Raw genomic sequence first — 14,960 nt, 5'->3', positions numbered from 1 at the left:
CGCAGCCTACAGGCATGCGTGGTAAAACACAATTCCTTGCGATCGACACTTCAAGACACGGCTTCGGGCGCCTGCTTGTCTGCCCGCTTGAACCATCCCACTCCCCACCCCGTCCGCGTCTGCCAGGCCTCCAGCAGCAGGACCAGCACGAGAGCCACTGCCAGCCATCTCTGGAAATCCTTCCATGCCGGGGGGCGCGGCGCATTCCACACATCGCTCAGGTCCACCCGCTCCGCCCCACCACTGCGGGCGCTCACGGACTTCAGTTCATCAAGCCGCTTGCGATCAAAGCTCCATTCGGGATTCGTGACGGCATTCACGGGACCGAAGGCGAACGCTGCATCGCCGATCTTCACCGCCCCACGCAGATAGGTTCCAGGCACCAACTCCACCGTCGCCCGGTAGTGTCCCGGGGCCAGACGCTCCCACTCTGCCGGGGCCGCCTGGATGTCATCCCCTTGAACCAGGACCAGCTCCGGCGCATGCGCGGCGATGCGCTGATTCCAGCTCTCATCATAGAACAGATCGGCCCTCAGCTTGCTGCCTTCCAGAGCCGTGCGCAGCCCCACCCCAGGCGGCACGGTCTCCCCCATCAGCCAACGGGCCAGGCTCTGGGCAAACCCACCGTAACCCGGCCAGCTCCGCGTCGTGGCCGAGAAATCGCCCCCCAGGGGAAACGATACCGTAGCCACCCGCCCCGCCCCCCGCTGCCAGAAGGCCACCAGCGGCGCGGCGTACTCATCCCCACTCACGGCGGCTTGGGTCGCCCCCGGCCGCAGATAGCTCAGGTTGTAGCCGTCCACCTTGGACAGCCATTCCAGATTGCCCGAGGCCATCTCCATCCAACCCGGGGTACCCTTCAGATCAATGGGCTCCTCGATGAAGGCTGAACGCGCCACGGCCACCGTCTCCTGCGCAAAGAGGGCGGGCAGTTCCTTCGGGTCGGAGTTAAAGAAGATGCGCCCATTGCCGCGCAGCGCCACATCCTTCAGGAAATCCGCGTCACTGTCTTTCTCCGTGCCCAGACCAATGACGCTTACCGTCCCCTTCTCCTTGCTCATCTTCTCCAGCAGGGCCTTGTATTCGCCGGGCTCCTCAGCATCTGCCGCATCCGCGAACAGGATGATGTGGCGCTGTCCCACCTTTGCCTTTTCCAGCTCAGCCCAGGCCCGCTTCAGTCCCTGGTAAACATAGATGCCCCCGCCCGTGCTCTCCACGCGACGCACGGCATTCTGGAGTGTGCCACGATTGCTCCCCACCGCCACCAACGGACTCACTTCATGCGGCTCACTGTCCACGGCATAGACACAGGCCATGTCACTGTCCCCCAGCAGTTCGATGCCGCGTGCCGCGCCTTCGTTGGCCAGTTGCATCTTCACCAGGGAGGTGCCGGGGGCCGTCATCGACATGCTGCCAGAACGATCCATGACAATGGCCATGGCCACCGCCAGCTTCCGGTGCTCCTGTTTCAACTCCATGCTCACCGGCAGCAGCGGCTCCACCGGGGATCCAAAATAGCCACCCGCGGCGAAGCTGTGCTTGCCGCCGACCATCGCCAGACCGCCGCCCTGATGGTTGACAAAGAAATCCAGGGCCTTGGTGAACCGAGGATCCAGGCGGTAGGCGGGCACGTTGTTGAGCACCACCACCTTGGTCCCGGTGAGCGTGCCCACATTGAGCAGGCCCAGATCGGTGATGGCTTCAACCTCGAACCCCTGGGCCCGGAGCGCCTGGGCCAGGGGGTCATTCTCATACGCAGTCGCCAGCACCACGCGCGGGCCGCCCTGCACCTCCACCCACTGGGAGGCCGCATTGTTTCCTGCCACCGCATCATCCGCCGCCATGAGCCGGGCCTCATAGTGAAAGGCCCCTGCCACGCCGAGACGATCAGTGAAGCGGAGACGTCCCACGCCATTGATGACCTCCACTTCCCGCCGGCCAATGCTCTGGTTGTTCCGGGTCAGTTCCACCGGGATCTTGCCATCGCGATCCCCCAGCACCACCACCTCAGCCAGGAAGGCCTCACGCAACTGGACGCGACGCGGCAGGGCCAGCGCGGCAATGCGCCAGTCCCCCACGGTGCTCTGGGCCGCGAGGCGGTAGTCAAGCGGCACCCTCTGCTCACGCAGGCGCTCGGCCAGGCCGTCCAGAGGCTCCGTACTGAAACCGTCAGTCAGCACCAGCAGGCGACTGGCCCGGCTCTCTGGGATCTGCGCCAGGGTATAGGAAGCTGCCGACTTCAGCCGCGTGGCCCCACGAGGGCCCGCATACTGGGTGCCGGAGCCCGCGCGAATCTGCGCTCCACGAGTCACCGCCTCCCCTGCAAAGTCCACAAAGTGGAGCCGGTCAGACGGGCGACGGGACTTCTCCAGAATGGTCTCCCACTCCGAGATTCTGGGGCCCAACAGATCGCCCGCCGACTCCGACTGGTCCACCAGCACCCAGAGGTCCAGCGCATCACTTTGCTTGCGCACCTGCGGCTGCACCAGCAGAGCGGTCACGACCAGGAGACAAAGCACACGCAACGGCCGCGCCAGCTTCAGTCCACGCCAGAACCACCCCGCCACCGCCAGCACGGGGATGAGAAGCAACCATTCAGGGGAAAGGAGACGCATGAGAAATTCAGAGTTTCAGGAAACAGACACGCCGCTCAGCTTCGGGCGGCGACGATGGAGCCGGCAGACGCACGCGCCGGGCCGGACCGCCAGCCCCAGGCCCCCAGCAGACAGCCGAGCACCAGCAGCACCCACAGGCCCGTCAGCGGATCGGCCTCCGTTTGTTTGAGGGCGGCCTCCCAGCGCCGCGCATCCACTGTATCCAGCGGAGCGGCCTCACGGAAATCTGCTTCACGAGTGTCGGCAAAATGAATGGCCCCACGGATCATGGTTTTACCACCTTCCTTCAGGTCAAAGAAGCCGACTCCATCCGGAACGCGCCCCGTGAACTCTGCGCGAGTGCCATCATCGCGACGCAGCGTGAGCGCAGCCGGGGCTGCCCCAGAAGCGGCCAGCGGCGGAGGCACATCCAGATTCTGACCCGCTTCGAAGTTGCCTGCCCACGGCTCGCGCTTCGCCCGGCGCAACTGCTCCACATAACGATGCAGCATCACGAGCAACGCCGGGTGCCGGGCGGCATTCGACTGGGAGAGGTCCCAGGCCAGGAGCAGGCGACGCACTGGCGTGCCGGTGGCGGTGAGGTCATGCCGGAGCAGGGCCAGCGGGCGCCCGCCCTTCCAGAGCAACGGTTCGTCCCGGTCTGTCAGGCCCAGCTCCATGGGACGAGGAGTCAACAGGCTCATCCAGTTGAGGTCCCGGGTGAGCGGATGGTCCTCCGCCACGGTGTAGCTGCCGTCCAGCGGCAGATTCTCGCCTCCGCCCCCCAGAATCTGCACCGCATCCGTGTTCACCGGGTTGCCCAGTTCCGCCACCGTGAGGTCAGGTGCTTGGGTGACGGGCGTCACGGCCACGCCATCCAACGCCTGCATCATCTTCTTGAGCACCGCCCCAGGGGCCGAACCCGCCTCAAACGCAAGATTCACCACCCGTTCCACGGGGCGTTGCAAGGGCATGCGATCATCCCAGGTGAACTGGTCTCCGCTCAGCACCAGCGTGGCCCGATCCACGCCCGGCGGCAGCTCGCCGCCCAGTTCTCCGGTCTGTCCTGGGGCCAAGGTCAGACTGGAGCGCTTCGGCTCCGTGCCCCCCTCCTGCTCCACCCACCACTGGCGGGTCTGCGGTGCTTTGCCATAGTTGCGTACCAGCACCGACCACTTCACGCCTGAGTCGGCAACCCCCGGCTTGACCAGAGTCGTCTCCACCCCGGCCCAGCCAACGTTCTCAATCTCCTCTCCCGCAGAGAGCACCGCCACTCCGGCAGCCACGTCCACTTTGCGATCCGTCACAAAGATGACGATGCCATGTTCTTTCACCAAACCCGAGCCCACTTGCAGGGCTTCATCCGGCCGGTGAGTGCCCAGCACAGGCTTCCAGCCATCATACGCCCGCAGCACTCCGGCCAGCTCCGCCCCGGTGTAGAGAGTGGGCTTGCGCACATCCGTCTCCAGCAGGTGCCATTCCGTCCGCGCTGCCGCCCGGCTCCAGCCCCGCAGTTTTTCTGCCAGCAGCTCACGCGTTGGCTCCTTGAACGCCTCCATGGAGACGGAGCTGTCCAGCACCACCACCACCGTCTGGCGGGAGTCTTCCTTGATCCAGCGGGGCTCCACCAGCAGCCAGGTCAAGATGAGCGCCGCCAGGAGCTGGAGCCAGAGAGGCACCGAGTTCCGCAGCCGCTCAAACTTGGCCCCGCCCGTGCTCTCCGGCCTCACTCTTTCCAGGAGGAAGAGCGTGCTCACGCGCAGCCGCCGGGAGCGCTCCTGAAGGAAGTGGATGACCAACACAGCCGGGATGGCCAGGAGGGCCCAGAGGCCGGCAGGATTGGCGAGGAGCAGTCGCATGGGGGCGGATCAACGGTCGGTCACCAGGGTCACATCAGGGCTTCACAGTCGGGGTCTTGTCCAGGATCTTGTCCAGGGCAGCCCGGGTGGCGTCATCATTGCCCTTGGTTTTCACCTCGAACTCCACCTCCTTGCTTTCACCCGGGACAGGACCGGAGCTGTCTTCGGTTCCGGTGCTGCCCAGCTTGGCAGGCGCATTGGGGGCCGCTTCTTTCAGGCGGCTGCCGCCCTCCGCAGGCTTCTCCTTCTCGCTCCCCGCTTCCTTGGTGTCTTCACCAGTGATCATGCGGCTGCGGGCCGCGCCAGCGCCAGTCGTGCAACTGGGGCCGTCCTCAGCAGGCACAACAGCGCCGGTGCTGTCGCCTTGGGTTCCCGTTTTCTTGTTGCAGGAGGACAGTGCAACGGTCAGGAGGACGGCTGCGGTGAAGTGGATCAGTTTCATGTGGATGAGAAAAGTGGGATTAGTAGGATTCAGAGAAGGTTACGATGGAGCCGATTCGGGCGGCACCCGAGGCGGAGACGATCAAGTTTCATTCAACATCAACTCCGCGTCCGGGTCAGCCCATTTCCACCACACCCGCGCTCAGTGCCTCCGCCCGGAGGGCAACCAGGAAGGGAGGCTCTGCCGCCACCCTGGCCAGGCCCGCCCCACGGCGCACGGCCTGCTCACGCCAGAGGGAGAAGTGCATCTGGTACGCCCGGAGGTAGCGGACGAGGATGTCCTTGTCCACGCGCCGCTTGTCGCGAAGGGCCGACTCGCACTCTTCGAACTCGATGTTGCCGTCCCAGGCCGGATGAGCCTCCTCAATGCAGAAAGGGGCAAACACCAGCGCCCGCCCCTTCCCATGCAGTAGGGCGTTCATCATCCGCTCCGGCGGGGTCTCGCTCAGCAGATCGCTCACCAGCACCCGCAGAGATCCTGCGCGGAGCGGGCACCGCTCCAACATCCCTGCGACATCGGCTTTGACATTGGGGTTCGTTGAAACTTCGCCACCGGGCCAGTCATGCGCCAGCGCCCGCTCGAGCGGCACGTCCACCGCATCCCGGCCCAGTGCGTGAATCCGCACCGCCGCACCCAGCCGCAGGGCGCTTTCCAGGCAGAAGTACACCAGTTCCCAGGTACGCATCGCCTTGGCAGGCGTGAGGAACATGGAGGCGCTCAAGTCCAGCAGCAGGTCCACCTTGGGCGTCACCTCCTGACGGTAGAGCTTCATGGTGTAGTTCCCCGTGCGCGCATAGGCCTGCCAGTTGATGTGGCGCGGGTCATCCCCAGGGATGTAGGGACGCTGGTCCTGAAAGTCGATGGAGCTCCCCGTACCCTGCCCCAGCACGCTGCCCGCCACCCCGCTCCAGTGACCACTGCGCAAAGGGAGCCGGGCCACAGCCGCCGCGCCCTTCATCCGCTGGTGCACAGACGCGAGTGCTGGGGACCGAAAGTCCGCCGCCATCAGATCCATCTGGGGTGATGCCGTGCTCATGAGGATGACTGTGAGGCTGGGGTGACGCGGTCCTCGCCATCAGGCCGTGATTGATCTTCCAGGCCTGAGATGGCGCGAAACTCCTTGATCATGCGGAAGCCCAGATAACCCACCAACACGACCACCACCGCCAGCGTCACCTTGAAATAGAAGTCCAGCGGTGTGCCATCTGTGCCCCCCTCCATGAACGCGAACAGAGCACTGGGGGGGAACGGGGCCAGCCAACGGTAGGCCGCTTCCTTGGTCACCCCAGGAGTGCCCGCCACAATGGAGGCAATGGCAAACAGCAGGCCAAAGAGCGCCTGAATCAGCACATACAACCAGATCGGCTGGCGCACGCGCGGGAACAGGAGCAACACCGGCAACGGGGCGATGGCCGAGGCATAGATCAGCACAAAGGTGACGATCAGCTCCATCTGCTTCAGATCGGTCAGGCCGGACCCGGCCTGCTGCGAGATCTGATACACCGCATTGAACTGGGCGATGTACAGGATGCCCGTGAAGAGCAGGGCTGTCGCCCAACCCGGATAAAGCACCCGGCCCGCAATCCGGCCCATAAGCCCCCGCCGTGCCCACGACGAATACAGGCTGGGCAGGCGCACCGTGTGCTCACACAGCGCCTCCAGGATAATCCATCCCCAGATGGGGGTGCACAGCAGAAACCACAAGCCAGACACATCTTCATCCGCCGTGTAGGCCAGCACATTGGCCACCACCGCCATGCCCAGGGCCGTCAGACGCTTCCGCGCCGAATGGTTCTCGGAAACTGGGGCAATCCGGGTGGCCGCAATCTCCAGCAGCAGGTACACATAGAGCCCCACCACCGTGACGATCAACCAGACCGAAGGCGCACTGCCTGACATGCCCATGAATCCAAGGCGGTTGGCAAACAGGCTGCTGATGCCGACGGAAAACATAAAGGGCAGAAACACCACCAGGGCGATGATGCGAAACACCATGGGCGCACTGGAGAGCGCCACGGCGAAGGCCGTGAACACAAAAGAAACCGCCACCATGACGGCGATGACCGTCAGATCATCCACCACGTTCACCTGGCCGAAGAAGTAACGCAGCACCGCATAGGGCAGCACCGCCGCCACCAGCAACAACGACTGCGCCACCAGCGCCACCCACTTCCCCAGCACAATGCGGAAGGCACTCATCCGGGTGAGCTGCACAAGGTCCAGCGTGTTCGCCTTCACCTCATCACTCACCGCCAACAGCCCCCGCGCCGGCATCAGCACCAGCAGAGGAATCCAGACAAAGGCCCAGAAGAATCCGTCGAAGCCCACCATCGCGCCTCGCGAAGCCCCGTTGGCCAGCGCCAGCAGCTGCATGCCCACCAGCAACGTCATGACCACCTGCACCAGAATGAAGATGGCAATAAACGCCTTCGTCTTCAACCCCTGCCGGAGTTCTTTGACCAAGATAGGACTGAGCCAATCGGAAAAGTCTGGAGGCGGGAGGGTATTCAGAGGGGCTGTTGTGGCAGGTGAGGACATGGGGAGTCAGGGGGGAGGAGTTCAGTGGGCAGTGGGCAGTTGCCAGTGCGTCAGTGTTCCGACGTCGGGGGCATGATGCAGAATCTGCGATGGTTGGTTATCATGGAACCAAGGATGCGCCCCAATTCAGAAGCCTGGTTGACGAGGGTTTCACACGTTTCTTTGGAAAGGTATTTGCAGGAGTAGGCGGTGCGCAGCCAGTGGAGGGTCTCTTGCAACTCGCCATCGGCATCTGTGAGCTTGCTCAAAAAGTGGGCTTCATACCGCCTCTTGGACCAGGCTTCAGCAATGTTGGCTCCAACGGCCCGTGAGCTTCTTCTTACCTGATCCGTCAGTGAATACCGCTCCTCCTTGGGGAACGATTGGGTCACCTTGAACACTGCCTGCTGAAACAAGAATGCCTGACGATAGAGCTCCAAATCCCGATAGGACCGAGCCACTTTCAATATCTTCTTTGAACTATTGACTTCGTCTGCACTCATCATCTTCAACGGTAAAACTGCCCACTGCCCACTGCCCACTGCCCACTGCCCACTGCCCACTGCCCACTGCCCACTGACTTACTGTTTTTTCAGCATATCCACAAACGCATCCTCCAACCGTCGGACCTCGCGGTGGAACTCCACGACGGGGATCCCTTCGTTGACCATTTTTTTCAGGCCCGCAGAGAGGAGGTTGAGGTCATCACTGGCGAGGGCGAGGCGGGCGCCGTCGCGGCGTTGTTCCACCAGACTCCAGCCGGGGTTCATGCCGGCCCAGAGGTGGAGTTCCTCCACCTTGCCGAGCACGGTGATGTCCACCACCAGTTGGGAGTCGCCGTTGCTGGCTCGGCCGGCACCGCGTCGGAGGGTTTCCGCAGCCCCGTGATAGACGAGCTTGCCCCCGTCGATGAACAGCAGCGTGTCGCACATCTCCCCCAGCTCACTGAGGATGTGGCTGCTGATGAAGAGAGTCTTGCCGCGCTGGGCGAGGAGGCGGACGAGGTTTTTGAACTCCAGGCGCGCTTTGGGATCCAGACCCGCCGCCGGTTCATCCAGGATCATGAAGTCCGGATCAGGCAGCAGCATGCGGCCGAAACAAAGACGCTGCCCCATGCCCTTGCTGAGCTTGTTCATGGGACGGTCCGCCAGCACCAGCAGGTCGGCAAAATCCATGACCTCCTCCACGCGGGCGCGGCGCTCGGCCCGCTTGAAACCATAGGCGCGGGCGAAGAAGTCAAGGTACTCATACACCGTCATGCAGGAGTAGGTGCCGTAGTGGTCCGGCATCCAGCCGATGAGACGACGCACCTTCTCCGGACGGTCCATCACATTCACACCAGCCACCCGCACCATGCCGCTGGTGGGCGAGTCCAGGGTGGCCATGATGCGCATGGTCGTCGTCTTGCCCGCCCCGTTGGCACCGATGAACCCCACCACCTGCCCACGATGGATGTCAAAGTTGAGATCCTTCACCGCATGCACGTTGTCAAACACCCGGTGCAGATGCCGCACCTCCACCAGGGTCTCCGGCAGGGGTGGCGGTGGCGGGGCCGAACTAACGTCCGCCGGGGCAGACTGCGGCGGTTCGACAGCGGGGGCGGCAGCAGCGGGAGTTTCCATGATGGCGAAGACAGGAAAGGGTTGAATCGAGTCGGCGTGGCGGCGGTTCCATGAGGCAACAACATCCGCTCTGCCGGTGGGTGAGTTAGAGCTTCTTCACGTAGTTGCCCAGGATGATCAGGCGGTCGTCTTTCCAGCGGATGGAGCTGAGCGTGGGCACGGCCAGCTTTTCAGCGTCGGCCGCCTCAGCGTAGATGCGGCCTGGCAGTCCCTTGACGGGCCCCAACACCTGTTGAGCGATCGGTCCACCATCAGACTCCACCTTCTCCCGAATCCAGCCTCTGAAGTCCTGCTCCGTCGCGGCACGCAGCGGCTTCTTTTCGCCGGTGCCGAGATCATCCGCCACCCAGAAACGCGGCCCCTCCTCCACAATGAAGATCTTCTTCAAAGGCACCTCCAGGCTGGACAACACCACCGGTGTGGCGTCTCCCACCGCAGGCTGGAACTCCACCGCCGCCCGCGTCGGCCGCACCGTCTGAATGAGCTGCCCCTGCACAGACCGGCTGGCGTACCAGTCCCCCCAACGGGATTCTCCATTATCGCCAAAAGTACCCACGCGGTTCGAGGTGCCAAAATTGGGCACATGCTCGTCATCAATGTCCAGGGGCATCATCCATACCGGCTCCGTGACCGGGAAGGTGCTGCCCATGAGCACGCCCGTACGGGACACCTGCTCCTGCAAGATCGTCATCCGCTTCTGGTCCGGCATGAGCGTGGCCAGAATCAGTCGCGATCCCGATCCACCCGTACCATCCTGCAGGACCATCAGCGCGACCAGCAGCGCACTGCCCGCCAGAGCTATGGCCGGCGTCGTCCAGAAGAGCCTGTGCCGTCGTGCCCCACCCGCCAGCCAGAACAAGTTCACCGGACCAATGAGAACCCCGAAGGTCAGGATGAAGGTGAAGATCAATCCCGATTTCAGCGTGAGCTTGCCCACCCTCTCCTTGAGGAGCCATCTCTGGTCATAGTCGTCCAGCCGATTCCAGCTCCCGAGGTCGCCCCCGCTCTTCACACGCTTTGTCACTTCATCCAGTGGGAAAGTGTTCCCGTCCCACGTCAGCACCTCCAGCCGACCTGCACCGTGCCGCATCTTGCCCGGGCGCTCCTCGGGCCCGTTCACCATGGGGAACAGCTCTTTTACCGAGTTGCCTCCAGAACCTGCGTTCAAAACATAGAGCCGGCCTCCGAGCGAGACCCAGTCGAGGATCGCTCCCTTGGTCTTGGCGTCAATCCCCTGCCACTCCCCAGCGTCCAGCCACAGATGCGCCAGCCCCGTGTACCCGCGCCAGTCATCCGGCGCGTCCTTCATATCCACTTCACTCCCGATGAGTTCGTTGTTCGAGCTGGAACTGCCGGTACCGCCATTGATCTTGCCGCGCAGTCCGCTCCATCCTTTGGTGGAGAGCTTCCTTCCCATCGCGATGAACTCCGTGCTGCTACTGCGGTAGGCCGAACCCTGGCTGTGCAAGTTCCCCGCCTGGGGGCGGTTGATGCCCGGGCCCTCCACCGTGATGCCGAGGTTGCCGTAGTAGTAGGAGTTGTCCGTCGGCGGTGTGACTGGGGCATACACCATGACGCGCCCGGAGGATTCCGCCTCCACTGTGAGCTTCGCCTCGGTCGAGAGGCCGCCACCGTAAAGGTTGCCCGCCCGCAGGGTCCAGGTGTGGGGCCGGGAGTCGCCGTTGCGAATGCGCAACTCCAGCGGAACCAGCCCGTACTGAGGACACGTCTCCAGCCAGGACTTCACCTCCACATGGAAGTTGGCCCCGGTCTCCACTCCGGGCGAGTAGGATGTCCCGCCGTACAGTGGCAAAAACAGGCCTCCTGCCAGCAGGGAACACAGAAAGATGCGGATCATAGGAAACAATGCAGCGGGGTAAAACGGAGTGCGCGGATCATGCGCCCTCATGACCAACACGATGATGAAAAAAACAGCACACAAACCCACCGCCGGGGCATGGCGGCGGGCGAGGTCAGATCTTGGCAGCCTTCAGACTGGTAGGCAGCGGCTTGTCCTGCGCGGGCACCTGCTCCAGCAGACGTGCCACGATGAGGTCCGGCGTGAGCCCTTCCAGCTTGGCCCCATAGTCGAGCAGCAAACGGTGACGCAGCACGGCCGGAGCCACTGCACGGACATCTTCGTAGCTGGCATTCAGACGTTGATCCATCAACGCCCGTGCCTTGGAGGCAGCGGCCAGGGCCAGGGCAGCACGGGGGCTCGCTCCGTACTTCACCCCGCCAGCGTGAGGCTCGCCAGGATGCGTGGCCTTGACCAGGCGGGCAATAAAATTGGCGACTGGCTGCGGCATGAACACGCGGCGGGTCATGTCCAGCAGATGGTTCAATGAATCAGCGGTCATCACCGTCTCCACCGTGGGCTCCACGCCGATCTCGCGATGCAGCACAATCTTCTCCAGCGTTTCGGCATCGTTGCTCTTCACATCCAGCTTGAAAAGAAACCGGTCGAGCTGCGCCTCAGGCAGAGGATAGGTGCCCTCCAGCTCGATGGGGTTCTGCGTGGCCAGCACAAAAAACGGCTGTGGCAGCGGGTGGGATTCTCCCATCACCGTCACACGACGCTCCTGCATGGCCTCCAGCAGAGCCGACTGCGTCTTAGGTGAGGCGCGGTTGATCTCATCCGCCAGCACCAGGTTCGCGAAAAGGGGCCCCGGCTGGAACACAAAGCGCCGGCCTTCCGGCGTATCCTGGAGCATGGGGTTGCCCGTGATGTCGCCCGGCAACAGGTCCGGGGTGAACTGCACACGCTTGGCCTCCAGCGCCAGGGCCTTGGACAGGCCCTTTACAAGCTCCGTCTTGCCCAGGCCCGGCAGACCTTCCAGCAACAGGTGCCCCCGCGCCAGCAGGCCGGTGATCACATGATCAATGAGGGCCTCCTGGCCAAAAAGCACCTGCTGTAGCGCAGTGCGCAGGCGATTGATGGAGGCGGCACCCTGGGCGGCTTCTTCTTCAGTAAGTGGCTGGATGGGGGTCATGAGGAGATGGCTGAAGTTTGTGCAAAAATCTGTAGATGTGACCGCCGCAGCGGTGGGTAGTGAGAGGGTGACAAGCGGCCGACCTCGCACCTGGGCCGGCCGACAGCCCCTTCCAAGACGGGACCAGAAGTCATTTGAAATAACGCTTAAGCGCCTCCCGTTCACCGGGCAGCAGGGAGTTCTGCCACACCGCTGCGCCGCCATCACCCGCATTCTGGATGGTACCGCCCTGCTTCGAGCCCGTGTAGGCGTTCTCGTCCACATCGTGCTTGCCATCCTGCACCCCCATGACGTCCCCGGGGGCGATGCGATTGAGGTCGAGTTGGGAGTTCAGGGTCTCAAGCTTCTTGGTATCCAGATTGGTCTCATCCTTTTTGAAGGAGAGCGGCGCAGTGCCCGGCCCGCGCTTGATCCCCCCTTTACCTGGACCATCCCCCTCACCTTCGCCATTCCCGCCAGCGCACTGGCTCAGCTTCAGTTCCGGGGAGTTCGCCAGGGCCTCAGCCAGCGCCTTGGCGTTGTCCCGTAGCATTTGGGCCAGCTGCTCTAGCTGCTCCTTGGACAGATTGCCCATGCCATTCTGCCCCTGCCCGTTGGAAGCTTGTTGAAGCTGTTTCAAGAGTTGCTCGCCAGGTTTGATGCCCCCGGTACGCAAACCTTGGGCGGCATTGGCCAGCTCACCACCGATCGCCTCCTTGGCCTCTTGGGGGAAGGCATCGCCCGCGGCCCGCAACGCAGAGGCCGCTCGCTCCGCGTCGGCCAGGTTCTCAGAGAGTTCCCGCAGCATTTCTGAGGTCTGCTCTTTCAAATTGCCAGCCGCTTCCAGACTGCCGTGCTCATACCAGTTCTCCGCAGGGCGCTCCAGGAGCTCGGCGATCTTCTTCTCCAGTTCCTTGAGCGACTCGTCCTCCGCAGCGTCCTTGTGACGCATCTCTTCGATCCACTGCTCCACGTCTTTCACCGCGGACGGCTTTTCGATGGTCCGCTTCTTTGAGGCCGCCCGGGCCTCAATGGGCACCCACGCCGCCAGCGCCAGCAGCGCGGCCACCAGCCCTACGGTGATGACGGGAGGCTGCCACCTCCAGCGCACCGGCCAGGTGATCTTTTCGGCGGGCTCCGGCCATGGACCCACGCCTTGAGCCGCAGCGGTCAGTCGGGTCTTCAGCCCCATCGCGTCCTCAAGACGGATGCGCGAAGCCTCCTCAGACTCAAACTTCCTTCGCACCGTCCCCCAGGCCACAAGGGCACCCGTCACGAGCACGCCTCCCAGGGCGGCCCACACCCAGCGCAGTTCCACCCCCTCCATCCACCGCACCAGCAGAATCGCCACCGCGCCCGCGAGCCCGGCCGAGACCACCCAGGTGAGCCAGCTTTCCAACCACCAGCCCAGATTTACAAATTGAGCCAGTCGCCTGGCTGCCGATTGCCAGTAGCGGGCAGAGTTTTCCATTGGCATGGGAGAAAACTAACGACCCCATGCCCGCTTTGGCAACGGCTAAGTGGGGCTTCACACCCTTTTCACCCGATCTTCACCCGGCCTTCACGCACCTGCTCAGGAACCCGCGTCGGAAATGCCTTTTTTGTGGTTGATGCCGTTGACCTTCCTCGCACGCGCCTCGCGGAAGAAGCTCTTCAGCACCTCCACGCACTCCTCCCCCAGCACCCCGGCGGTGATCTCAGAGCGGTGGTTCAGGTTCGGTGACTGGAGCAGGTTCCAGTACCCGCCAGCCGCCCCGCCCTTGAGGTCCGGACAGCCGAAGATGACGCGCCGGACGCGGCAGTGCATGATGGCCCCGGCGCACATGGGGCAGGGCTCCTTGGTCACGTAGAGATCACACTCGTTGAGCCGCCAGTCCCCCAGCGCCCCCTGGGCCTGGGTGAGAGCGATCATCTCCGCATGGGCGGTGGCGTCTTTCAGCGTCTCCACCTGATTCCACGCGCGGGCAATGATCTGGCTGCCGTGGACAATGACGGCCCCAATCGGCACCTCATCCTGCCGTGCAGCCTTGCGCGCCTGGCGCAGAGCCTCCCTCATATAGTGCTCATCACCCAGGGGGTCTTCGAAGTTGATCTCAAAATCCACCGGCCAACATGCGCAATCCCAGGCCAGTGCGCAATCGGTTGTGACCAGTTCTGACCTCGCGCCCGCACCTCACCGTTTGAAAAGCCGCCAGGGCCGCGCATACTGCCTGGTAATGGACTGTTTTACGCCTCTCATCCTCCCCTCCCTGCTCGCTGCCGATTTTTCCAACGTCGCTGCGGAAGTAAAACGTGCCGAGGACGCCGGTGCCCAATGGCTGCACCTGGATGTGATGGATGGAAACTTCGTGGACAACATCTCCTTCGGCCCCGCCATGATCGAGGCCGTGAAGCGCCACACGGACATGTTCCTGGACGTGCATCTCATGATCCAGCGCGCCGACCACTTCCTGGACCGCTTCATCAAGGCCGGTGCAGGCAATATCAGCGTGCACGTCGAGGCCCGCTACGACACCTCCCTGCTCTCCACCCTGCAGCGGATCAAGTCCGCCGGGCTCAGCGCGGGTCTCGTGCTCAATCCCAGCACGCCTTTTGAAGCGGCCATCCCCTATCTGCACCTGATCGACCTCCTTCTCATCATGACCGTGGTGCCTGGTTTTGGCGGGCAACCCTTCATGGAAAAAGAGACCATGCCCAAGCTCGCCGCCGCCCGCGACTACCGGGAGGCTCACGGGCTGAAATACCATCTCCAGGTGGACGGCGGCATCTATGTGACCACTGCCCCCATCGCCCGCCAGCACGGGGCCAATCTCTTCGTCGCGGGCACCTCCTCCTTTGGACCTCCCGACATGAAGGCCTCCATGGCCGCCCTGGCGGAATCGGTGAAATAACCTTCCCAGGAATCGCATCTGCCGCGCCCGCCTACTTTGAGGCAGCGCGGCTTTTTTGCGCCA

The 14,960-nt window shown here is 63.4% G+C and carries 12 protein-coding genes; 1 reads left to right on the top strand and 11 read right to left on the bottom strand.

Translation table 11 applies throughout. From position 1 onward, the window contains the following. Positions 1 to 50 precede the first annotated feature (50 nt). The 11 genes from VSP_RS08395 to tadA form a co-directional block, all read right to left on the bottom strand. On the bottom strand, positions 51 to 2,615 hold the full coding sequence (locus tag VSP_RS08395) for a VWA domain-containing protein (protein ID WP_009959993.1): 2,565 nt from the start codon (positions 2,613 to 2,615) through the stop codon (positions 51 to 53). Between the two features lie 35 nt (positions 2,616 to 2,650). After that, positions 2,651 to 4,453 carry a BatA domain-containing protein gene (locus VSP_RS08390; RefSeq protein WP_009959992.1) on the bottom strand — a complete coding sequence of 601 codons (1,803 nt, stop codon included), beginning with the start codon at positions 4,451 to 4,453 and terminating at the stop codon, positions 2,651 to 2,653. A gap of 34 nt (positions 4,454 to 4,487) precedes the next feature. Then, on the bottom strand, positions 4,488 to 4,895 hold the full coding sequence (locus VSP_RS08385; RefSeq protein WP_009959991.1) for a hypothetical protein: 408 nt from the start codon (positions 4,893 to 4,895) through the stop codon (positions 4,488 to 4,490). A 115-nt stretch (positions 4,896 to 5,010) separates the two neighbouring features. Further along, entirely contained in the window at positions 5,011 to 5,931 is a 921-nt protein-coding gene (locus VSP_RS34565; RefSeq protein WP_009959990.1) for a DUF58 domain-containing protein, read from the bottom strand. Beyond that, positions 5,928 to 7,433: an ABC transporter permease gene (locus VSP_RS08375; protein WP_009959989.1), complete on the bottom strand. Its 1,506-nt coding sequence runs from the start codon at positions 7,431 to 7,433 to the stop codon at positions 5,928 to 5,930. Before VSP_RS08375 ends, VSP_RS34565 begins: the two co-directional genes overlap by 4 nt. Before the next feature lie 50 nt (positions 7,434 to 7,483). Beyond that, complete coding sequence (locus VSP_RS08370) at positions 7,484 to 7,873, bottom strand: four helix bundle protein (protein WP_232289554.1); 390 nt, start codon at positions 7,871 to 7,873, stop codon at positions 7,484 to 7,486. Positions 7,874 to 7,993: 120 nt separating this feature from the next. Further along, positions 7,994 to 9,034, bottom strand: a complete 1,041-nt coding sequence (locus VSP_RS08365) for an ABC transporter ATP-binding protein (RefSeq protein ID WP_009959986.1) — start codon at positions 9,032 to 9,034, stop codon at positions 7,994 to 7,996. Positions 9,035 to 9,119: 85 nt separating this feature from the next. After that, positions 9,120 to 10,892 carry a hypothetical protein gene (locus tag VSP_RS08360; RefSeq protein ID WP_009959985.1) on the bottom strand — a complete coding sequence of 591 codons (1,773 nt, stop codon included), beginning with the start codon at positions 10,890 to 10,892 and terminating at the stop codon, positions 9,120 to 9,122. Between the two features lie 115 nt (positions 10,893 to 11,007). Next, positions 11,008 to 12,027 (bottom strand): AAA family ATPase, encoded by a 1,020-nt coding sequence (locus VSP_RS08355; protein WP_009959984.1) that lies wholly within the window; start codon positions 12,025 to 12,027, stop codon positions 11,008 to 11,010. A 130-nt stretch (positions 12,028 to 12,157) separates the two neighbouring features. Beyond that, positions 12,158 to 13,483, bottom strand: a complete 1,326-nt coding sequence (locus tag VSP_RS08350) for a hypothetical protein (protein WP_157210798.1) — start codon at positions 13,481 to 13,483, stop codon at positions 12,158 to 12,160. 96 nt (positions 13,484 to 13,579) lie between these two features. Continuing rightward, the gene (gene tadA / locus VSP_RS08345; RefSeq protein WP_009959981.1) at positions 13,580 to 14,110 is read right to left on the bottom strand and encodes a tRNA adenosine(34) deaminase TadA; all 531 of its coding nucleotides are present in this window, start codon (positions 14,108 to 14,110) and stop codon (positions 13,580 to 13,582) included. A gap of 112 nt (positions 14,111 to 14,222) precedes the next feature. On the opposite strand from tadA, the gene rpe reads away from it, so the two are divergent. Then, positions 14,223 to 14,897: a ribulose-phosphate 3-epimerase gene (gene rpe, locus VSP_RS08340; RefSeq protein WP_009959980.1), complete on the top strand. Its 675-nt coding sequence runs from the start codon at positions 14,223 to 14,225 to the stop codon at positions 14,895 to 14,897. The last annotated feature ends 63 nt before the right edge of the window (positions 14,898 to 14,960 follow it).

The sequence above is a fragment of the Verrucomicrobium spinosum DSM 4136 = JCM 18804 genome, from assembly GCF_000172155.1.
Lineage (GTDB): Bacteria > Verrucomicrobiota > Verrucomicrobiia > Verrucomicrobiales > Verrucomicrobiaceae > Verrucomicrobium > Verrucomicrobium spinosum.
Note: the sequence above shows the minus strand (reverse complement) of the source record. Positions and strands in the feature narration are given on the sequence as shown.

Bases quoted from the DNA above. Each gene is read 5' to 3' on its own strand.
- VSP_RS08375 (WP_009959989.1), bottom strand. From the start codon at position 7,433: ATGTCCTCACCTGCCACAACAGCCCCTCTGAATACCCTCCCGCCTCCA.
- VSP_RS08350 (WP_157210798.1), bottom strand. From the start codon at position 13,483: ATGCCAATGGAAAACTCTGCCCGCTACTGGCAATCGGCAGCCAGGCGA.
- VSP_RS08390 (WP_009959992.1), bottom strand. From the start codon at position 4,453: ATGCGACTGCTCCTCGCCAATCCTGCCGGCCTCTGGGCCCTCCTGGCC.
- VSP_RS08385 (WP_009959991.1), bottom strand. From the start codon at position 4,895: ATGAAACTGATCCACTTCACCGCAGCCGTCCTCCTGACCGTTGCACTG.
- VSP_RS08355 (WP_009959984.1), bottom strand. From the start codon at position 12,027: ATGACCCCCATCCAGCCACTTACTGAAGAAGAAGCCGCCCAGGGTGCC.
- VSP_RS08365 (WP_009959986.1), bottom strand. From the start codon at position 9,034: ATGGAAACTCCCGCTGCTGCCGCCCCCGCTGTCGAACCGCCGCAGTCT.
- VSP_RS08395 (WP_009959993.1), bottom strand. From the start codon at position 2,615: ATGCGTCTCCTTTCCCCTGAATGGTTGCTTCTCATCCCCGTGCTGGCG.
- VSP_RS34565 (WP_009959990.1), bottom strand. From the start codon at position 5,931: ATGAGCACGGCATCACCCCAGATGGATCTGATGGCGGCGGACTTTCGG.
- VSP_RS08360 (WP_009959985.1), bottom strand. From the start codon at position 10,892: ATGATCCGCATCTTTCTGTGTTCCCTGCTGGCAGGAGGCCTGTTTTTG.
- rpe (WP_009959980.1), top strand. From the start codon at position 14,223: ATGGACTGTTTTACGCCTCTCATCCTCCCCTCCCTGCTCGCTGCCGAT.